Annotated in this window: 17 protein-coding genes and 1 tRNA gene; 6 read left to right on the top strand and 12 right to left on the bottom strand. The window is 71.9% G+C overall.

What is annotated here, in order from left to right; all coding sequences use genetic code 11:
- Nucleotides 1–129 precede the first annotated feature (129 nt).
- On the bottom strand, nt 130–1,515 hold the full coding sequence (locus Pta02_RS11845; RefSeq protein ID WP_203875015.1) for a non-reducing end alpha-L-arabinofuranosidase family hydrolase: 1,386 nt from the start codon (nt 1,513–1,515) through the stop codon (nt 130–132).
- A 787-nt stretch (nt 1,516–2,302) separates the two neighbouring features.
- Between Pta02_RS11845 and Pta02_RS11840 the strand changes: the two genes are divergently transcribed.
- Nucleotides 2,303–3,766, top strand: coding sequence for an endo-1,4-beta-xylanase (locus Pta02_RS11840; protein ID WP_239130302.1), 1,464 nt, complete (start codon nt 2,303–2,305; stop codon nt 3,764–3,766).
- A 101-nt stretch (nt 3,767–3,867) separates the two neighbouring features.
- On the opposite strand, the gene Pta02_RS11835 is transcribed toward Pta02_RS11840, so the two are convergent.
- The 4 genes from Pta02_RS11835 to Pta02_RS11820 form a co-directional block, all read right to left on the bottom strand.
- Nucleotides 3,868–3,940, bottom strand: a tRNA-Ala gene (locus Pta02_RS11835).
- A 143-nt stretch (nt 3,941–4,083) separates the two neighbouring features.
- A complete protein-coding gene (locus Pta02_RS11830; RefSeq protein ID WP_203874812.1) occupies nt 4,084–5,610 on the bottom strand; it encodes a vWA domain-containing protein in 1,527 nt (508 codons plus the stop codon).
- A 98-nt stretch (nt 5,611–5,708) separates the two neighbouring features.
- The gene (locus Pta02_RS11825; RefSeq protein ID WP_203874811.1) at nt 5,709–6,242 is read right to left on the bottom strand and encodes a TIGR03086 family metal-binding protein; all 534 of its coding nucleotides are present in this window, start codon (nt 6,240–6,242) and stop codon (nt 5,709–5,711) included.
- Between the two features lie 85 nt (nt 6,243–6,327).
- Nucleotides 6,328–6,909, bottom strand: coding sequence for a rhodanese-like domain-containing protein (locus Pta02_RS11820; protein ID WP_203874810.1), 582 nt, complete (start codon nt 6,907–6,909; stop codon nt 6,328–6,330).
- A 139-nt stretch (nt 6,910–7,048) separates the two neighbouring features.
- Here Pta02_RS11820 and Pta02_RS11815 point away from each other — a divergent pair, with 139 nt between their 5' ends.
- Nucleotides 7,049–8,035, top strand: coding sequence for a helix-turn-helix domain-containing protein (locus tag Pta02_RS11815; RefSeq protein WP_203874809.1), 987 nt, complete (start codon nt 7,049–7,051; stop codon nt 8,033–8,035).
- A gap of 125 nt (nt 8,036–8,160) precedes the next feature.
- Here Pta02_RS11815 and Pta02_RS11810 read toward each other — a convergent pair whose 3' ends face one another.
- Entirely contained in the window at nt 8,161–9,129 is a 969-nt protein-coding gene (locus tag Pta02_RS11810; RefSeq protein WP_239130299.1) for a helix-turn-helix domain-containing protein, read from the bottom strand.
- Between the two features lie 103 nt (nt 9,130–9,232).
- On the opposite strand from Pta02_RS11810, the gene Pta02_RS11805 reads away from it, so the two are divergent.
- Nucleotides 9,233–9,856 (top strand): HD domain-containing protein, encoded by a 624-nt coding sequence (locus tag Pta02_RS11805; protein WP_239130296.1) that lies wholly within the window; start codon nt 9,233–9,235, stop codon nt 9,854–9,856.
- Nucleotides 9,857–9,970: 114 nt separating this feature from the next.
- Here the strand turns inward: Pta02_RS11805 and Pta02_RS11800 are convergent, their stop codons facing one another.
- From Pta02_RS11800 to Pta02_RS11790, 3 genes are all read right to left on the bottom strand, one after another.
- Nucleotides 9,971–11,605: a RecQ family ATP-dependent DNA helicase gene (locus Pta02_RS11800; RefSeq protein ID WP_203874808.1), complete on the bottom strand. Its 1,635-nt coding sequence runs from the start codon at nt 11,603–11,605 to the stop codon at nt 9,971–9,973.
- Between the two features lie 105 nt (nt 11,606–11,710).
- Nucleotides 11,711–12,586, bottom strand: coding sequence for an ABC transporter permease (locus Pta02_RS11795; RefSeq protein ID WP_203874807.1), 876 nt, complete (start codon nt 12,584–12,586; stop codon nt 11,711–11,713).
- A complete protein-coding gene (locus Pta02_RS11790; protein WP_203874806.1) occupies nt 12,583–13,548 on the bottom strand; it encodes an ATP-binding cassette domain-containing protein in 966 nt (321 codons plus the stop codon). Before Pta02_RS11790 ends, Pta02_RS11795 begins: the two co-directional genes overlap by 4 nt.
- Nucleotides 13,549–13,620: 72 nt before the next feature.
- Here Pta02_RS11790 and Pta02_RS11785 point away from each other — a divergent pair, with 72 nt between their 5' ends.
- Nucleotides 13,621–14,427, top strand: coding sequence for a TetR/AcrR family transcriptional regulator (locus Pta02_RS11785; RefSeq protein WP_203874805.1), 807 nt, complete (start codon nt 13,621–13,623; stop codon nt 14,425–14,427).
- Here Pta02_RS11785 and Pta02_RS11780 read toward each other — a convergent pair.
- A complete protein-coding gene (locus Pta02_RS11780; RefSeq protein WP_203874804.1) occupies nt 14,424–14,828 on the bottom strand; it encodes a MerR family transcriptional regulator in 405 nt (134 codons plus the stop codon). The genes Pta02_RS11785 and Pta02_RS11780 overlap by 4 nt on opposite strands.
- Before the next feature lie 58 nt (nt 14,829–14,886).
- On the opposite strand from Pta02_RS11780, the gene Pta02_RS11775 reads away from it, so the two are divergent.
- Both Pta02_RS11775 and Pta02_RS11770 read left to right on the top strand, forming a co-directional pair.
- A complete protein-coding gene (locus Pta02_RS11775) occupies nt 14,887–15,441 on the top strand; it encodes a class I SAM-dependent methyltransferase (RefSeq protein ID WP_203874803.1) in 555 nt (184 codons plus the stop codon).
- Between the two features lie 42 nt (nt 15,442–15,483).
- Nucleotides 15,484–16,746: a serpin family protein gene (locus Pta02_RS11770; protein ID WP_203874802.1), complete on the top strand. Its 1,263-nt coding sequence runs from the start codon at nt 15,484–15,486 to the stop codon at nt 16,744–16,746.
- Nucleotides 16,747–16,869: 123 nt separating this feature from the next.
- On the opposite strand, the gene Pta02_RS11765 is transcribed toward Pta02_RS11770, so the two are convergent.
- Nucleotides 16,870–17,703: an SCO6745 family protein gene (locus Pta02_RS11765; RefSeq protein ID WP_203874801.1), complete on the bottom strand. Its 834-nt coding sequence runs from the start codon at nt 17,701–17,703 to the stop codon at nt 16,870–16,872.
- A gap of 70 nt (nt 17,704–17,773) precedes the next feature.
- Complete coding sequence (locus Pta02_RS11760; RefSeq protein ID WP_239130293.1) at nt 17,774–18,514, bottom strand: SAM-dependent methyltransferase; 741 nt, start codon at nt 18,512–18,514, stop codon at nt 17,774–17,776.
- Nucleotides 18,515–18,602: the final 88 nt, after the last annotated feature.

Raw genomic sequence — 18,602 nt, 5'->3', positions numbered from 1 at the left:
GGGCGGGTCCGGCCTCGCGCCGGGCCCGCCCTCCGGATCCGCCCGGACCTGATCCCGTGCCGCGATGGCGCTCACCCGATTCGGTGTACGCCTTCGCCGGGAACATCCGGGCGGATCCGCGTCACGCCGTCAGCGCTGCAGTGTCAGCAGGCCTGGCCGGTAGGGCAGGAGGCCGTAGTCGCCGCCGGAGCCAGGGCTGCGTCCCTGGTAGAGCAGCTGCAGGTTGCAGGGGTCGACGGTCATGGTCTGATCGGCGTTGGCGCGGACCAGCTCGCCGTGGCTGATGTCGTTGGTCCAGGTGGCGCCGCTGTTGGCCTTGCCGGCGAAGGGGTTGCCCTCGGTCGCGGCCTGCGGCGTCCACGAACCGTTCAGGCTGGTGGCCGTGAACGAGCGGAAGTAGCGGCCCTGCGAGCCGATCGCCTCGACGATCATGAGGTAGCGGTTCTGGCCCTGGAGCTTGTAGACCTGCACGGCTTCGAACAGGTTGTTCGTCGTGTCGCTCATGACCACCGTCGATGTCGTGCCGAAACTTCCCGGGAAGTTCCCGATCGGCATACCGGCCCGGTAGATCTTGCCGTTGTCGCCGGCGAAGAACAGGTACATGTTCGTGCCGTCACCGATGAGCGTCTGGTCGATGGGGCCCGTTCCGGAGCCGGAGATGCTTCCGGAGAAGAGCGTCTGTTCGGATGACCAGCCGTTGGGGTTGGCGGGATCGCTCGACGTCCGATAGGAGAAGGCGGTCCTGCCCCACTGGTAGGCGAGCACCCAGATGTTTCTCGGGGCGAAGTAGAAAAGGGTGGGCGCGACGGCGGATGAGGACATCGTGTTCTGACCGGCCGAGGCCATCTCCGACCAGTTGGTGAACAGGCCGAAGTTCATCGAACCCCATCTCGTCCCCGTGTCGTGCGTCGTCGCATAGACGAGATGCCTGCCGTTGTAGGGGGCGACGGTGAAGTCCTTGAGCGAGACCCACCCCGACTTCGGCTGCGCCAGCGGGCCCGTCGACGTCCAGCGGTACGTCGACGGAAGAGCGCACGTACCGGGGTCGCCGCCGTCCACCTTGACGAGCCGCCACTGCTGGTTGGCGCCGCCCCAGTCGTCGTACTGGACGACGCCGGCGCCGTCGGCGGTGGAGGCGCCCTGCACTTCCAGGGCCTTGTTGCTGTGACGCGAGATGAACCTCACGTGGCCGTCTGAGCTGTCGGCCGGCCGCCACTGCTGGTTGGTGCCGTTGAGGTCGGCCCATTGCACGATCGATCCGCCGTTGGCGGTCGACCAGTTGTAGACGTCCAGCACCTTTCCGGAGTGGCGGGACTTGATGCGGTAGTAGCCGTTGCCGGAGTCGACGAACTGCCACTGCTGCTGGTTGCCGTCGTTGCGGGTCCACTGGGTGATGCGGGCGCCGTCGGCGGTCGAGAGGTTGTAGACGTCCAGGGCCTTGCCGCTGTTGCGGTTGACCAGGACGTACCAGGCGTTGGTGTCGATGGTGGCCGCGTTGGCGGGCTGGATCTGCATGGCGACGAACAGGCTCGCCAGTAAGGCGGTCACCGTCGCGATGACGGCCAGGGATCTGGGTTTCACGATGGGCTCCGGTTCAAAGCGTCGAGTCGCGCCGGACGGGGCCTGCGCCCGGCAGGGCATGACCGCGGACGTTCACGCCACGCCCGATCGCGTGGCTCACGATCCGATCGGTGTTGGTGCGGGTGACGGAGTCACGAGAGCGGCAGACGCGGAGTGACCTGGGCGGGTGGCGTCACCCAGGTTTCTCGACCTTGCGCATCCCGTGGGCGGGCGCTGATGTTAGCGCTAACATTTCGCGGTGCGGACCCCCTTCGACAATCCGGCGTCTTCGGTGGTGATGGCGGCGAGTAAACCCACCGGGCCCGGCTGCCGTCAAGGGGGAGAAGTCTCGGGCGCGACCGAGCCGGGTAGGCATCGCCCGCCTGTGCAGCCGGTTCTCCGCATCCGCAACTTGCGTTCATCTCATGAAACTTTCATAACCGATATCGGCAGATTTTTGCCAACCACTTCCCCGTCCGATCTCTCGCATCCCAATGCCGACAATCTTCGAGCTTCGTCACGGGCCAGTTCGTTCCGAAAATTTCGATCGGCTCTTGACATGTTTCGGTCGTGTTTCCACACTGATCTCCGAAGCGGTCGGCCCCGTCTGATGTGGTGATCGGCGACGGCCGCCGGTCATGACGCCATCGTGGTGTGCGCCTTCGATCCGGGGTGCGGCGTCGTCTGCCGGGTTCCCGCACATCCCTCTTTCCGTGATTTCACCGTGGAGTCAGACATGGGCATGAAGGCTTTACCTTCGTCCGCGTACGAACGCTCCGGCGTCCTGCGCAGGGTCGCGGGCGTCGTAGGCGTCGTGGGTGTCGTAGGCGCGGCACTGACGGTGACGGTCCCCGCGGACGCGGCGGCGAACACGCTGGCCGCCGCCGCCCAGCAGAGCGGCCGGTACTTCGGTACGGCCATCGCCTCCGGCAGGCTGGGCGACCAGACGTACACGACGATCGCGAACCGCGAGTTCGACATGATCACCGCCGAGAACGAGATGAAGATCGACGCCACGGAACCCAACCGGGGGCAGTTCAACTTCAGCGCCGGCGACCGGGTCTACAACTGGGCGGTGCAGAACGGCAAGCGGGTACGCGGGCACACGCTCGCCTGGCACTCCCAGCAGCCGGGGTGGATGCAGTCGCTCTCCGGCGGCAGCCTCCGTCAGGCGATGATCGACCACATCAACGGCGTGGTGGGGCACTACAGAGGCAAGATCTATGCCTGGGACGTCGTCAACGAGGCCTACGCCGACGGCAACTCCGGCGGCCGGCGCGACTCCAATCTCCAGCGGACCGGCAACGACTGGATCGAGGTGGCCTTCCGCACCGCGCGGGCCGCCGACCCGTCCGCCAAGTTGTGCTACAACGACTACAACATCGACAACTGGAGCTGGGCCAAGACGCAGGGCGTCTACAACATGGTCCGCGACTTCAAGCAGCGCGGCGTGCCGATCGACTGCGTCGGCCTGCAGTCGCACTTCAACGGCAACAGTCCCTACAACAGCAACTACCGCACGACCATCCAGAGCTTCGCGGCCCTGGGTGTCGACGTGCAGATCACCGAGCTGGACATCCAGGGCGGCTCGGCCACCACCTACGCCAACGTCGTCAACGACTGCCTGGCCGTGCCGCGCTGTACCGGCATCACGGTCTGGGGGGTTCGCGACAGCGACTCCTGGCTCGGCGCCGGCGCCAGCGCGCTGCTCTTCGACGGCAACGGCAACAAGAAGGCCGCGTACAACTCCGTCCTGAACGCGCTCAACAACGCGAACCCGAACCCCTCGCCCACACCGACCGTGACACCCACGCAGAACCCCGGCGGCGCGGGACAGATCCGGGGTGCGGCGTCCGGGCGATGTGTGGACGTGCCGAACGCCACGACGACCGACGGCACCCAGCTCCAGCTGTGGGACTGCCACTCCAACTCCAACCAGCAGTGGTCCTACACCTCCGCACAGGAGATCCGCGTCTACGGCAGCAAGTGCCTGGACGCCGCCGGCACCGGCAACGGCACCAAGGTGCAGATCTACTCCTGCTGGGGTGGCGACAACCAGAAGTGGCGCGTCAACTCCGACGGCTCCATCGTCGGCGTGCAGTCGGGGTTGTGCCTGGACGCCGCCGGCACCGGCAACGGCGCCCAGCTCCAGCTCTACTCCTGCTGGGGCGGTAACAACCAGAAGTGGACCTGGAACCGGGGCTAGAAGATCGACCCATGAGACGGCACGAGCCGGTGCCGATCGGGGAGCGCGACGTTGCTCGGACACCGCCTTCGACGGGCGGTGTCCGAGCAACACCGTTCGGGTGGAGCTATGGGGATTCGAACCCCAGACCTCCTCCATGCCATGGAGGCGCGCTACCAGCTGCGCCATAGCCCCTGGGTGTCCGCCGAGGCGTTCACCCCTGCGGCACCCCGCCAGTGTATAGGACAACGCTCCGGACCCCGTAACCGCGAGGCCCAGGGCAGCGGACGCGCCCCCGCGGGCGGGCCCGTCACCCGCCGCGCCCGCCGTACCCGGTCTCAGCCGAGCGTCGCGGCCCTGCCGATCAGGTCGGCCAGCTCGGTCACCATCGGGTCCTCGGTGGTCCCGGCCAGGCGGGTGGCGTGGCCGGCCAGGTCGGCGGTCGCCACTCCGGCCAGCGACTCGCGGGTGCGCAGGTGCTCGGCGAAGGCCGCCGCCACCACGTCGACCTGAAATCTCGGCGAGGCCGACTCCCACAGGGAGGGTGACAGGTCCGCCGCGTCCAGGGAGCGGCCGGCCTCGGCGGGGCGGCGGGTGTCGGGGTCCTGCCAGCGTACGGTCGCCGTGCCGAGCCGGCCCGAGGCGCCCTCGCGCAGCCGTACGCGGTACAGGGCCGTCACCGAGTGGCCGGGGCCGATCTCGCCGCCGTCCTTGGTGTCGTCGCGGAAGTCCTCGGTCGCCAGCTCGCGGTTCTCGTAGCCGACGAGACGATAGGACTCCACCACCGAGGGGTTGAAGACGACCTGCGCCTTGGCGTCGCGGGCCCGCAGGTCGAGGGTGGTGGCGAGTTGCTCGACGAAGACCTTGCGCGCGTCGTCGACCGAGCTGACGTAGACGGCGGCGCCGTCGCCGTTGTCGGCGAGCTGCTCCATCAGCTCGTCGCCGTACTCGCGGCCGACGCCCACGCACAGCAGGGTGATCTCCTTGCCGGCGTACTCCTTCACCCGGTCCAGGATGCCCTGCCAGCTCGTGTCGCCGGTGTTGGCCAGGCCGTCCGACAGCAGGATGACCCGGTTGGTGGCCATGGGCCGGAAGGTCCGGGAGGCCTCGGTGTAACCGCTGGTCAGGCCCGCCTCCACGTTCGTGGAGTCCCGTACGGCGAGGCCGGCGACGGCCGAGTGCAGCGTGTCCCTGTCGGTCGCCGGGGTCATGGCGACCACCGTCTCGGCCTGGTCGCTGAAGGCCACGATCGAGATCTGGTCCCCCGGGCCGAGCTGGTCGACGAGCTTGTGCAGGGCCTCCTTGACCAGGTCGAGCCGTCCGGGCTCGCCCATCGAGCCGGACACGTCCACCACGAAGGTCAGGTTCGCCGGGCGCCGCGCCTCCGGGTCGGCCCCGCGGGTCTGCAGGCCGACCCGGACCAGCGCGGTGCCGTCCTCGGGCGTCCTGGCGCCGTCGACGTGTACGGCGAAGCCGTTGTCACCCGGCTCCGGGTAGTCCTGCCGGAAGGAGTTGACGAACTCCTCGGGCCGGACCTGGGCGGGCTCGGGCAGCCGGCCCTCCCGGATGGTCCGCCGGGCGTAACCGTAGGAGGCGGTGTCCACGTCGAGGGCGAAGGTGGAGATCTGCTCGGCACCGGTTTCCGGCTTCTCGCTCTCCTCGCGGGTGCTCTCCTCGCGGGGGCTCTCCCGCACGGCGGCGGAGTCGTTCCCCCCGGCCGACGCCTTGGGCGGCGCGGACCGGGCGGCGTCCGTCGAGGGCATGCCGACGGATTGGCCGCCCATGCCGTCCGACGCCGCTCCGCAGGCGGCGGCGGACAGCAGGGCGAGGACGGCACAAGCGATGACGAACGGACGTGATCTCATATCGCCTCCGTAGGATCCGTGTCACTCCTACGACGGCGAATCCCGCGTACGGGCCGAGTGCTTGACCCAAGCGAGTGCGAACCGTGTTCGGCGCGTGATCAGGGCTTCCAGCCGGGGTCCCGGCCGGTCAGCCCGAGGGCGCGCTCGAAGGGCGGGGCGTCCTGCGGCACGGCGACCTCGTCGCCGAACACCCCGTTCTGCCTGGCCATCGGGGCCATCTGCTCGGCGTAGACGAACATCGCCTCGCCGGTCTCCTTGTCCACCTCGTAGTCCTGCCCGGTGGCCCTGGCCAGGTCCCAGCCGTGGAAGACCAGGTCGCCCAGGCCCATCTGGAAGACCACGGTCATCGGCAGTCCCATCCCGGGGCTCTCGCCCTCGAACGCCTCCTGCTTCGACCAGCCCGCGACCATCCCCTCGACCCTGCTCTCGAGGGCGCCGGGCTCGTTGTCCTCCGGCGGCATGGGCTCCTTGTCGGCCAGCGCCTCGAACATCAGCGCCACCCAGGACAGGTGGCCGAGCAGGGTCCGGACGTCGTACTCGGCGCAGGGGGTCGGCAGGCCGTACTGGTCCTCCCGGATCCCGCGGACCACGTTCACCGTGCGAGCGGCCGCACGCGACAACATCTCGTTCATGGGGCCATCCTTCCTTCAGAATCCCGGATTGTCCCGGGGAATCGGAACTGAAGATCGACGGTCTCGCGCCGCGGGGACGGCCGGGTCAGCAGGCGCAGGCGATGCCGGAGACCGGGGCGGTCAGAGGGTCGGCCGGTCGGCGGGAGACACCGTCGGCGGTCTCCACCGGGAAGCCCTCGCGGGCCCAGTACTCGAAGCCGCCCAGCATCTCCTTGACCGGGTAGCCGAGCCGGGCGAACTCCAGGGCGGCCCGGGTGGCGCCGTTGCAGCCGGGGCCCCAGCAGTAGGTCACCACGGTCACCCCGGCGGGGACCGTCTCGGCCGCGCGGGCGGCGATCTCGGCGGTGGGCAGGTGCACGGCGCCCTCGATGCGGCCCTGCTCCCAGCTCTCCCGGCTGCGGGAGTCGATCACGATGACGTCGCCGGCCCCGGCGGCCAGCGCGGCGGCGACGTCGGACACGTCGGTCTCGAACGCCAGGCGGGCGGCGAAGTGGGCCAGCGCGGCGGCGTTTCCGGCCGCCGGGACGGCAGTGACGGCGGAGCGGGGCGCGGCCTGCGGAGGGGCGGCGGGCACGGCCTGCGGAGGGGCGGCGGGCACGGCCTGCGCGGAGGTGGCGGGCACGGCCTGCGCGGAGGTGGCGGGTGCGGGAACGGAAGCGGCGGACATCATCCGGCCTTTCGGTCGAGTCAATCGGGGCAGTCGGGTCGGTCGCCGTGCCCGGCGGGAAGGGCGACAGGGAAATGCTGCTGGCACCGGGCCGACCGGCACCAGTGGCGCGAATGCCGCTTATCGCTAAGATTTCGCCATGCTGCTCCCCCCGCCCACGCCGCTCCGCCCACGTCACGCGGTCTCCGTACTGGCCTTCGACGGCATGGCCCCCTTCGAGCTGGGATGCGTGGTGGAGATCTTCGGCATCCCCCGGCCCGAGCTGGACGTGCCCTGGTACGACCTCACGGTCTGCGCCGAGACCCCCGCCGACCTGCGGGTCGTGGGCGGCTTCACCATGCGGGCCCGGCACGGGCTCGAGACGCTGGCCGCGGCGGACACGGTGATCGTCCCCGGCGTCCCGGACGTGCGGGGCGAGGTCTCCCCCGGGGTGACGGCCGCGTTGCGGGCCGCGCGGGAGCGGGGCGCGAGGGTCGTGTCGATCTGCTCGGGCGCCTTCGCGCTGGCCGCAGCGGGGCTGCTGGACGGGCGGGAGGCGACGACCCACTGGCGCTACGCCGAGCTGCTCCAGCGCAGGTTCCCGCGCGTGCGGGTGAACCCCGACGTGCTCTACGTGGACGACGGCGACGTGCTGACCAGCGCGGGCAGCGCGGCCGGGCTGGACCTGCTGGTCCACCTCGTGCGCAGGGACCACGGGCCGGGCGTGGCCAACACGGTCGCGCGCCGGCTGGTCATCCCCCCGCACCGGGACGGCGGCCAGGCGCAGTTCGTCGAGGCGGCCGTCGCGCCGGTGGAGGACGACGACGCGGTGGCCGCCGCGATGGCCTGGGCCCTGGAGCACCTCTCCGAGCCCCTGACGGTCGCCGACCTGGCCGGGGCGGCCCGCATGTCGCAGCGCACCTTCATCCGCCACTTCGGCCGGCAGACCGGCACCAGCCCGCTGCGCTGGGTCGTCTCCCAGCGGATCGCGGCCAGCCTCACCCTGCTGGAGTCCACCGCCGCCCCGGTCGAGGAGATCGCCGCCGCGGTCGGCTTCGACAGCCCGGCGACCTTCCGCCACCACTTCGGCAGGGCGATGCGCACCTCCCCGTCGGCCTACCGCCGGGCCTTCCGCCCCTCCGCCTGAAGCACCGTTCCATCTGAAGCACCGTTCCATCTGAAGCACCGCTCCACCTGAAAAACCGCTCCACCTGAAAAACCGCTCCACCTGAAGCACGGCGCCCGGAACCCGGGCTCCGCGGCCGGAGGCCCTCATCCGGCGGCGCGCAGGGCGGCCGCCAGCCAGGCGAAGTCCTCGCCGTGGAACGGCTTGGGAGGCCGGCCCCGCAGGACGGCCACCAGCCGGCGGTAGCGCTCGGCCTCGGAGTACATGCCCGCCTCCAGGCGCCGCAGGACCCCGGCCCGCCCCGCCTCGTCCATGTCGCCCAGGAGCCGGTCGAGGACGTCGGCGGCCTCGGGCGAGTCCGGGGCCACGCCGCGCTCCCGCGCCTCCCCCACCAGCCAGACGACCTTCTTGGCGAACCACATGGATGCGCCGGACTCCCGCTGCGGCCCCTCCCCTGTGCGCCCCCGGGCGTTGTGCTCCACCATCTCGCGCATCCGCCGCCGGAAATCCGGGTCCCGGACCAGCCCGGCCAGCTCCACCCACGCCTCCACCTGCTCGGGGGTGGGATCGTCGGGCAGGTCCACGGCCGTGTGCCGCATCCGCGCGCCGATGTCCGGATCGACGTCCACGCCGCCGAAGACCTCGGCCGCGAACTCCTCGATGATCCGCCTGCGCTCCTCGGCCGACAGGCGTGCCAGATCGTTCAACAGTTTCATCTCCTCCGTGCCGGACTGCCGCCTGACCACGGTGCCGAGCACCGCGCGCCGTAGCCGCAGCGTGCGCATCTGCGCGTCCAGCGCCTTGATGTGGACGGCCGCGACGGCCGCGACCGTGGCCTCGCGCTCCAGCACCCGGCGCACGTCCCGCAGGCCGAGCCCCAGCTCCCGCAGCGTGCGGATCAGTTCGAGCCGGGCGGCGGACCCGGCGTCGTAGAGGCGGTAGCCGCCCTCGCTGCGGCCCGCCGGGGGCAGCGCGCCGATGTCGGACCAGTAGCGGATGGTGCGCACCGGCATCCCGGTGCGCGCGGAGAGCGCCCCGATGGTGAACGTCTCCGAGCCGCCGTCGTCCATGAAGCCGTCGTCCGTGCAGCCGTCGTCCATGAAGCCGTCGCTCATACAGCCGAGTGTGGGCCTTCCACCGGCTGGAAGCTCAAGCCCCGTCCGCGGGGAAGCGTTATCTACGCTCTAGGGACGATCCAGAAGGGAAGGGGGACTTTCCGTGGCGGAGGAACTGACGGGCCTGGCCGGACTGCTCTACGAGATGGGCCTGCTCAAACGCTATCGGCGCACCGGCTGGCTGGTCGCCGGGGTGCGCGATCCGGAGAGCGTCGCCGACCACTCGTTCCGGACGGCGATCATCGCGAGCGTGATCGCCGCCCTGGAGGGCGGTGACCCGGAGCGCGCGGCGTTCATGAGCCTGTTCCACGACACCCAGGAGACGCGCATCACCGACATCCCCTACCTCGGCAAGCGGTATCTGACGGCGGCGCCGAACGAGCGGGTCACCGCCGACCAGACGCACGGCCTGCCCGCGGTGGTGGCGGACATGGTGGGCGGCGCGGTGCGGGAGTACGAGGCCAAGGCCAGCCGCGAGGCCGTCTGCGCCCGCGACGCCGACAAGCTGGAGTGCCTGATCCAGGCCGTCGAGTACCGCGAGCAGGGCAACCGCAACGTCCAGCCGTGGATCGACAGCTCCCTGGCCCAGCTGACCACGGAGACCGCCAAGCGCCTGGCGGAGGAGGTGCTGCGCACCGGCTCGCTGGAGTGGGTGGTGCACGCCCTCAACGGGGAGCGTGATCCCGGCGGCCCGGACCGGGCCGCCGGTGTGGAGCGCGAGCCCTGACCCGGGCCGGCACCCGGCCCGCCGGACCGTTCCCGCAGCCGCCGTGCCGCGAGCCGGCCCCGCGGCGCGCCGTACGGCGAGACGGCCCCGCGGCTGCCGTACGGCGGCGCGGGCTCAGCCGGCCACCAGCAGGTTCTCGCGCTCGACGGCCTCCAGCAGGAGCGTCTTGTAGCCGACCTCGTCGAACAGCACCGTGACGCGGTCGAACTCCCGGCTCATCACCGTCCCCGGCCCCCAGGCGCTGTGCCGTACCCGGGCGTGCATCTCGAAGGGGCCCGCGCTCTCGGGCGCCTCGGCCTCGCCCGCCCGGCAGGTGTCGCAGGTGCCGCAGAGCCGCTCGTACGGCTCGCCGAAGTACTCCAGCAGGAAGCGGCGCCGGCACCCGGTGGTCTCGGCGTAGGCGCGCATCATCTCGATGCGCGACTCGTCGATGCGGCGGCGGGTCTCGTCCAGCTCCACGGCCCGCTCGACGGCGCGCTCGGGGCCGGGCCCGCCTGCGGGCCGGCGCAGGTCGCCCTTGGCGGTGACCTCGAGGGCGCCCGCGCGTTCCAGGAGGTTGACCGCGCGGGTCAGGCGGGTGGCGCTGACGTCGAGCAGCTCGCGCAGCTCCCGGACGGGGACGGTGCCGCCGTGCTCGCCGACCAGCGTCGCGATCCGCAGCGTCAGCTCCTCGTCGGCCCGTCCCGCGGCGAAGAAGCGGCGCAGTCCCAGGTCCTCGGGCCGGTAGAACAGCACCGCGGCGGCCGGGTCCCCGTCCCTGCCGGCCCGGCCGATCTCCTGGTAGTAGGAGTCCGGCGACTCCGGCGGCGCGGCGTGCAGGACGAAGCGCACGTCGGGCTTGTCGATGCCCATGCCGAACGCCGAGGTCGCCACGACGACGTCCAGCCCGCCGTCGCGGAACATCTCGTGGACGCGGTGGCGGTCGGCCGCCTTCATCCCCGCGTGGTACGGCTCCGCCCGGCGGCCCGCCTCGCGCAGCTCGGCGGCGTACTCCTCGGTGGCCCGGCGGGTGGCGACGTAGACCAGGCCCACCCCGGACCGGCCGGCGGCCTCGCGCACCAGCTCCCGCCGCAGGTCGTCGTCGGAGACGAAGCGGCGGACCGCGAGCTCCAGGTTGGGCCGGTCGAACCCGCGCACGACCTGCCGGACGTCCCGCAGTCCCAGGGCGGCGACGATCTCCTCGCGCACCGCCGGGGTCGCCGTGGCGGTCAGCGCCACCACCGGCGGGTGGCCCAGCCGTTCGATGACCTGGCCGAGCCGCAGATAGTCGGGGCGGAAGTCGTGGCCCCAGGCCGACACGCAGTGCGCCTCGTCGATGGCGATCAGCGAGGGGCGGGCGGCGCGCAGCCGCTCCACCGTCTCGGGCTTGGTCAGCTGCTCGGGGGCCAGGAACACGAACTCGGTACGGCCCGTCCGCACCCCCTCCAGCAGGTCCTTCCCGCCGGACTGCGCGGAGTTGATCGCCACCGCGCCGCCCGCGTCGGCCTCCGCCAGTCCCGCGACCTGGTCGCGCTGCAGGGCGATGAGCGGCGAGACGACCACCGTCGGACCGTCGAGCAGCAGGGCGGGAACCTGGTAGACGGCCGACTTCCCGGCCCCGGTCGGCATGACCACCAGGGCGTCCCCGCCCTTCATCAGGTGGGTCATGGCCTCCAGCTGCCCGGGCCGCAGCTCGCGCCAGCCGAACACCTGGCGGGCCTTGGCGCGCAGCCGCCCCGCCCGCGACCCGAACCTGCCCCTGATCCCCATGCACTCCACCTCTCCTCGTGCCCGCCACCAGCTACCCGCCGATCGGCGTGATAGTCGGGGCGGGCCGGGAGTCGCCGCCGGTCAGCGCCGCACCGGGCGGTCCGGTCAGCGCCGCGCCAGGCGGTAGCGGCGCACGGAGAGCGGCAGGAACACCGCGACGATCACCAGGGGCCAGACCACGGCCATGAGCATCGCGTTCTGGGCGATCCAGGAGTCGCCGCCCAGCCCGGGGTTGCCGAACAGCTCGCGGATCGCCGCCACCGTGGAGGACAGCGGGTTCCACGCGGCGACGGTGCCCAGCCAGCCCGGCATCATCTCCGGCGCCACGAAGGCGTTGGAGATCATCGTCAGCGGGAACAGCAGCGCGTAGAGGTTGCCCGCCGTCTCCGGGCTCTTGGCGATCAACCCCATGTATATGCCGACCCAGATGAACGCGAACCTGAGCAACAGCAGCAGGCCGATCCCGGCCAGCGTCTCCGCCGGGCTCCCGTGCGCCCGCCAGCCCACGACGAGGCCGCAGCCGACCAGCACGACGAGGTCCATGACGGAGTTGAGCATGTCGGCCGCGCTCCGCCCGACCACCACCCCCGACCGGGCCATCGGCATCGCCCGGAACCGGTCGGCGATGCCCTTGGCGGCGTCGGTGGTGACGCCCATCATCGTGTTGCCGATGCCGAACATCATGGTCATGCCGAACATGCCCGGCAGCAGGAACTCCCGGTAGTCCCCGCCGCCCGGAACGACCATGGCGCTGCCGAACACGTAGCCGAACAGCAGCACCGAGACCATCGGGTACATCAGCCCCCACACGATGTAGGAGGGCTCGCGCACCCAGTGGATCAGATAGCGGCGGGTGACGGTCCAGCTGTCGGAGACCGCCCATCGGGCCCGCGCCGGCAGGGAGATCGGGAGCGTCCCCGGCGGCGGGCCGCCGGGCGGTCCCCCGGCGGCCGTCGTCCGGGACGAGGTGGTCGACGTCATGCGCTCTCCTCCTGTTCGGCCCGGTGCCCGGTCAGCCGCATGAACACCTCGTCCAGGGTCGGCCGCCGCAGGGCGATGTCCTCCACCGCGACGCCGGCGTCGTCGAGGGCGCGGACCGCCTCGGTGAGCGTGGCGACGCGGTGCCGTACCGGGGCGCTGACCCTGCGGGTGTCGTGCCCGACGTCGGGCTCGGCCCCGCAGACGCGCGCGACGATCGCGGTGGCCGCGGCCAGCTCGCCGCCGTCGGCGACCACCACGTCCAGCTGGTCGCCTCCGATCATGGATTTGAGCCGCTCCGGCGGCCCTTCGGCGATGACCCGGCCGTTCTCGATCACCGCGACCTGGTCGGCGAGCCGGTCGACCTCCTCCAGGTACTGGGTGGTCAGCAGCACCGTGGTGCCCCCTTCGACCAGCGAGCGGATCGCCTCCCAGACCTCGATGCGGCCGCGCGGGTCCAGGCCCGTGGTCGGCTCGTCGAGGAAGAGCACCTGCGGCGCCATGATCAGGCCGGCCGCCAGGTCGAGCCTGCGGCGCATGCCGCCGGAGTAGTGCTTGACCGACTTCCCGCCGGTGTCGGCCAGCCCGAACCGCTCCAGCAGCGCGTCCGCGCGACGGCGGGCCTCGGTCCCGCCGAGGTGGTAGAGCCGCCCGAACATCTCCAGGTTCTGCCGGCCGCTGAGGATCTCGTCGACCGCCGGGCTCTGCCCGGTCACCCCGATCCGGTATCGCACCTCGGCCGCCTGTCGTACGACGTCGAACCCGGCGACCTCGGCGCGGCCCCCGTCGAACTCCAGCAGCGTGGACAGGATCCGCACCGCCGTGGTCTTGCCGGCCCCGTTGGGGCCGAGCAGCCCGCAGACCGCGCCCTCGCGGACGGTCAGGTCGAACCCGTCCAGTGCCCTGGTCTGCCGGTATTGCTTCCGAAGTCCCTCGGCGACGATCGCCGATCCGTTCGGAGTCACCTGTGACCCCCTTACTGGGTACGGTGTACGAAGTTATGCGTACAGACTACGCAGTTTTATGATGAACGCAATATGTCGACGGAATACAGCGGTGGCGGCGACCTGACGTTCAGCCTCAAGGTGATGTGGGGCGGCAGGGAGAAACCCACGCGCGGCCCCAGGCCCGGCCTCAGCGTGGAGCGGATCGTCGAGGCCGCGATCCGGGTCGCCGACTCGGAGGGGCTGGCCGCGCTGTCGATGCGCCGCATCGCCACCGAGCTGGGCGTCGGCACCATGTCGCTCTACCGCTACGTGCCGGGCAAGAACGAGCTCGTCGACCTCATGCTCGACGCGGCGTACGGCGAGGGCCTCGAACCGGGCAGGACCCCCGAGCAGGAGGCCGAGGCCCTGCGGGGGAAGGGCTGGCGGGCCGGGCTGGAGGAGATCGCCCGGGGGTCGTGGGCGCTGCACCTGCGCCACCCGTGGATCCTGCAGGTCTCCCAGGCGCGGCCGGTGCTGGGCCCCAGCTCGATCAAGGGCCTGGAGATCGCCCTGCGCGTGCTCGACGGCATCGGCCTGGACGAGTTCGAGATGATGAAGATGATCACCCTCGTCGACGGCTACGTGACCGGCACCGCCCGCATCATCGTGGAGGCCGGCCAGGCCGCGAAGCAGACCGGCGTCAGCGACGAGCAGTTCTGGCAGGCGCAGGAGCCGTTCATGACGCGCCTGCTGGACGACGCGCGCTTCACGACGCTCCGGCGCGTCGCCGACGCGGGCGTGTTCGCCGACGTGAGCGGCGCGGACCCGTCCGCCGGCGACGACGGCTTCGAGTTCGGCCTGCAGCGGGTGCTGGACGGCATCGAGGCCTACGTGACCGCCGGGCGCGAGGCGCGTTAGCCCTCGCCCTCTCCGGCCAGCAACCGCTGGAACCGCGGGCAGGTGAAGAAGTCCTCCTCCGGGCACTCCAGGACGTGCTCGATCAGCTCCGCCGACGCGCGGAGCCGTTCCATCCGCCGGGCCAGCACGGCCAGGTGCTCGATGAGGATCTCGCGCCTGCGCGCCCCGTCGCCCGCGGTCACCAGCAGGCGGATCTGCTCCAGCGAGGCTCCGGCCTCCTTCGCCCGCACGATCAGCGCGACCCTGGCCTCGTCCTCCGGTCCGTAGCGGCGCTGCCCGCCGGCCTGGCGGGCCGGGCTGAGCAGGCCCATCGCCTCCCAGTGGCGCAGGACGTGCGTGGCCAGGCCGTGACGGCCGGCCAGCTCCCCGATGGAGAGCCGCTCTCCGGTGGTTGACTTCATGTTGACATTAACTTGCACAGTGAGGCCGAGAGTCAATCCGAGAGAGGAAACGATCGGGATGTCTTACTTCGAAGGCCGCAGCGGCGAGCGGTACGACCGGCGGGCCGCCCGGCTCAACCGCGGCCTGTTCCGCCGGATCTGCCGCGACGTCGCCGGGGCGGTGCCGCGGGGCGGCGCGGTCCTCGACGCCGGGACCGGCTCGGGTCACCTGCTCCTGCAGCTCGCCCGGATCCGCCCCGACCTGCGGCTGAGCGGCGTGGACCTGTCGGAGGACATGATCGGGATCGGCCGCCGCCACGTGCGCGAGGCCTCCCTGCAGGACCGGATCTCCCTGGAGGTGGCCGACGTCGCCGACCTGCCCCACCCCGACGGCGGCTTCGACCTCGTCGTCTCGACGCTGAGCATGCACCACTGGGACCGGGTGGACCGGGCCGTGGCCGAGTTCGCCCGGGTGCTGAAGCCGGGTGCCGAGCTGTGGATCTACGACTTCCGATTCGTCTCCACCCGGACGCTGGCGGCGGCCGTACAGGAGCGCTTCCCCGGGCGGCCGATGCGGCGCACGCTGGTACGGGCCCTGCTGCCCTTCCCCGTCTTCGCCGGGTACGCGATCTGAGCGGCCGGTGAACCGTACGGCGCCGGCGGACGTTTGAAGGGCATGACTCGTCGCGCGTTCGCTCTCGGCCTGCTGGCCGTCGCCGCCCTCGCCGCGTGCGGCGGCGTATCCGGACCCCGCGTGATCACCGCCGAGGGGGTCGAGCGGGAGACCCCGGCGGGGGCTCCGGTCAGGAACCTCCAGCCCGCCCTGGCCGCCTTCGGCCACAGGCTGTTCGGCGCGGTCGCCGAGCCAGGGACCAACACGGTGCTGTCCCCGCTGAGCATCGCCTACGCGTACGGCATGGCCAGGGCCGGCGCGGACCCGGCGACCGGGGCCGAGCTGGACGAGGTCTTCGGCTTCCCGTCCGAGGGACCGCACTCGGCGTTCAACACGCTCTCCCGCGTCATCACCACGACCGAGGGGCCGCCGCCGGTCCCCGACCGGGACGCGGTGCGGGACGCGCAGGACCCGGACGACCGGCCGCAGCCGCCGGTGGTCGGCCTCGCGGGCGGCCTGTTCGTCCAGGACGGGCTGGCGGTCAAACCGGAGTTCCTGCGCACGCTCGCCGCCAAGTACGGCACGGGCGCGCGCCAGGTGGACTTCACCGGGGACGCCGCCGATGCGATCAACGCCTGGGCCGATGAGCAGACCGCGGGCCGGATCAAGCGGGTGTTCGACCGGCTCGACCCGCGCACGAAGCTGGTCATCGCCAACGCCCTCTATCTCAAGGCCGACTGGGCCCTGCCGTTCACCGACCCGCCGCAGGAGGACGGGAGCTTCACCCGGGCCGACGGCACGGTGGTGCGCACGGCCCTGATGCGGCAGGAGAACGAGTTCCGCTACGCGAGCGGGCCGGGCTGGCAGGCCGTCGAGCTGCCCTACGCCGAGAGCGAGCTGGCCATGTGGATCCTGCTGCCGGAGGCGGGCGGCTCCCCCGGCGACCGGCTCGCCCCCGGGGCGCTCACCCAGACGGCCGAAGGGCTGAAGAAGACCAGAGTGCGGGTCGTCATGCCCCGCTGGGACTTCTCCACCGGGCTGGACCTGGCCGAGTCGCTGGCGGGCCTCGGGCTCAAGAGCACCGGTTACTCCGGCATCGCCGACGGGCTCTTCCTGCAGCAGGCGGTCCACCGGGCGAACGTGACCGTGGACGAGTGGGGCACCGAGGCCGCCGCGGTGACCGGCCTGGCCTTCGCCGTCTCGGCCCCGCCGCCCGCCGAGGTCGAGGTCCGCGCCGACCGGCCGTTCGCCTTCGCGATCGTCCACCTGCCGACGCGGGTCCCGCTCTTCCTCGGCCAGGTCGCCGACCCGACCGCGAAGAACTGACCCGGCCGCGAAGGGCCGGCCCGACGGGGAGGGGCCGGTCCGGCGGAGAAGAACCGGCCCGAGGGGGAAGGACCGGCCCGGCGCCCCGCGTGAGGGCGCCGGACTCCGACGAACCGGGCGGGGTCAGCCGCCGATGTTCAGCAGGCCCGCGCCGACCACGGCGCGGCCGAAGGGCCGGGCCAGCTCGGCCAGGCGGGCGAGCTCCTCGTCTTCGAGCGCGGCGTAGGCGGGCAGGGACAGCTCGTCGGTGCGGTCCTCGATGCGCTGCCGCAGCACCCGCCCCTGCTCGGTGAGCTCGTCACCGGCCATCAGTCCGCGCCCGCGCAGCGCCTCCTCGGCCGCCGCCCACTCCTCCTCCGGCCAGGCCCGGCTGAACTTCAGGAAGCCCGTCGGCACGCCCCCGGACGCGCCGTGCAGGACCAGCGCCTCCAGCGGCCCGACCCCCTCGGCGAGCAGGGTCGCGATATGGCCGTCGCCCCGGAACTCGCGCAGCAGGGTCTGGGCGTGCCACAGCTCCAGCAGCGGGTCGTCGGGCCAGGGCAGCGCGGCGTGCGCCGCGAACAGCGGGCGGCCCTGAGGGCGTTCGCAGGCGCGCTCGGCCGCCCGGCGGGCCAGCGCGGCCGTCTCGGCCAGGCCGGGCACCTCGTGGATCCCGCCCCGGCGCAGCGCCGCGCCGGCGGCGTCGTAGCGCGCCTGGAGGATCTTGTCGGGGGTCACGACCTCCCAGGCGGCCGGCAGCGCCCGCCGTACGAGTGCGGGGCAGAAGTTGTAGAAGGTCGCGATGACCAGCTCCGGCGAGGCGGTGCCGAACGCCGCCGAGCGGGAGGCGAAGTATCCCGCGTGGACGTCGAGGCCCAGCGCGGCGTAGCGCTCGGTGGCCTCGGGAACGAAGTAGATCATCCCGTGGACGGGCTCCAGACGGCGCCAGGCCTGCCTGGCGAGCTGGACGTCGGTCATGATGCCTCCGGGAGGTCGGCGGTCGTTCCAGAATGGCTTTCTAGAACATATTTCTAGCCGCCGGTAACCGTCAACGACGGCGCACCACGAAGACGCCCCAGCCGAGATACCGCCTGCCGTACTCCACGTGGAAGCGGCGCGAGCTCTCCAGGAACGCGCGGACCTCCGCGACGTCGGGATCGCCGGGGTTGGCGCGCAGCCAGTCGCTCAGGGTCCACCACTGGCTGGCGGCGTAGCGGTCCCAGCTGTCCCGGTCGGCCAGGACCATCTCCAGCACCTCGGTCCCGGTCGCCTCGAACCGGTCGAAGGTCCCGGCCAGCGAGACGAACTCCTCCGGCGCGAAGCCGAAGGCCTCGTGGGCCTGCGCCGGGGGCTCGGAGATCCAGTACGGCTCGCCGACGAGGAGGATCCCGTCGTCCTTGAGCGCGGGGAGCATCAGCTTGACGGTGCCCTCCAGGCCGCCGCCGATCCACGTCACCCCGAGGCAGGACACCACGTCGAAGGAGCCCGGCTCGGCGCGGTGGGCGCCGGCGTCCCCGTGCTCGAAGCGCACCCGCCCGCTCACCCCGAGCTCCGCGGCCCTGGCCCTGGCGCCGTCGAGGAAGACCTCGCTGATGTCGATCCCGACCCCCTCGATCCCGTGGGCCCGCGACCACTGGCAGAGCATCTCCCCCTTACCGCAGCCCAGGTCGAGCAGCCGCATGCCGGACCGGAGGCGGGCGACCTCACCGAGCAGGGCGAGCTTGTCGTCGGTGAACGGGTTGAGGATGCGATGACCGCTCTCGGCGATCTCATGGAAACGCAGTGACATGCCCGCCATGCTCCCCCCGCCGCGCCCGCCCGCCAACCGGTTATTCCGGCCGGGTGCTACCGTGGGGGAGTCAGGATTTGAACGTGTT

This window comes from Paraplanobispora takensis (assembly GCF_016863195.1).
Lineage (GTDB): Bacteria > Actinomycetota > Actinomycetes > Streptosporangiales > Streptosporangiaceae > Planobispora > Planobispora takensis.
The sequence above is the reverse complement of the archived record's forward strand: the minus strand, read 5'-3'. Positions and strand labels throughout refer to the sequence as shown.

Bases quoted from the DNA above. Each gene is read 5' to 3' on its own strand.
- Pta02_RS11785 (WP_203874805.1), top strand. From the start codon at position 13,621: ATGTCGACGGAATACAGCGGTGGCGGCGACCTGACGTTCAGCCTCAAG.
- Pta02_RS11795 (WP_203874807.1), bottom strand. From the start codon at position 12,586: ATGACGTCGACCACCTCGTCCCGGACGACGGCCGCCGGGGGACCGCCC.
- Pta02_RS11800 (WP_203874808.1), bottom strand. From the start codon at position 11,605: ATGGGGATCAGGGGCAGGTTCGGGTCGCGGGCGGGGCGGCTGCGCGCC.
- Pta02_RS11770 (WP_203874802.1), top strand. From the start codon at position 15,484: ATGACTCGTCGCGCGTTCGCTCTCGGCCTGCTGGCCGTCGCCGCCCTC.
- Pta02_RS11765 (WP_203874801.1), bottom strand. From the start codon at position 17,703: ATGACCGACGTCCAGCTCGCCAGGCAGGCCTGGCGCCGTCTGGAGCCC.
- Pta02_RS11845 (WP_203875015.1), bottom strand. From the start codon at position 1,515: ATGCAGATCCAGCCCGCCAACGCGGCCACCATCGACACCAACGCCTGG.
- Pta02_RS11780 (WP_203874804.1), bottom strand. From the start codon at position 14,828: ATGAAGTCAACCACCGGAGAGCGGCTCTCCATCGGGGAGCTGGCCGGC.
- Pta02_RS11760 (WP_239130293.1), bottom strand. From the start codon at position 18,514: ATGTCACTGCGTTTCCATGAGATCGCCGAGAGCGGTCATCGCATCCTC.
- Pta02_RS11775 (WP_203874803.1), top strand. From the start codon at position 14,887: ATGTCTTACTTCGAAGGCCGCAGCGGCGAGCGGTACGACCGGCGGGCC.
- Pta02_RS11830 (WP_203874812.1), bottom strand. From the start codon at position 5,610: ATGAGATCACGTCCGTTCGTCATCGCTTGTGCCGTCCTCGCCCTGCTG.
- Pta02_RS11815 (WP_203874809.1), top strand. From the start codon at position 7,049: ATGCTGCTCCCCCCGCCCACGCCGCTCCGCCCACGTCACGCGGTCTCC.
- Pta02_RS11840 (WP_239130302.1), top strand. From the start codon at position 2,303: ATGAAGGCTTTACCTTCGTCCGCGTACGAACGCTCCGGCGTCCTGCGC.
- Pta02_RS11825 (WP_203874811.1), bottom strand. From the start codon at position 6,242: ATGAACGAGATGTTGTCGCGTGCGGCCGCTCGCACGGTGAACGTGGTC.
- Pta02_RS11820 (WP_203874810.1), bottom strand. From the start codon at position 6,909: ATGTCCGCCGCTTCCGTTCCCGCACCCGCCACCTCCGCGCAGGCCGTG.
- Pta02_RS11810 (WP_239130299.1), bottom strand. From the start codon at position 9,129: ATGAGCGACGGCTTCATGGACGACGGCTGCACGGACGACGGCTTCATG.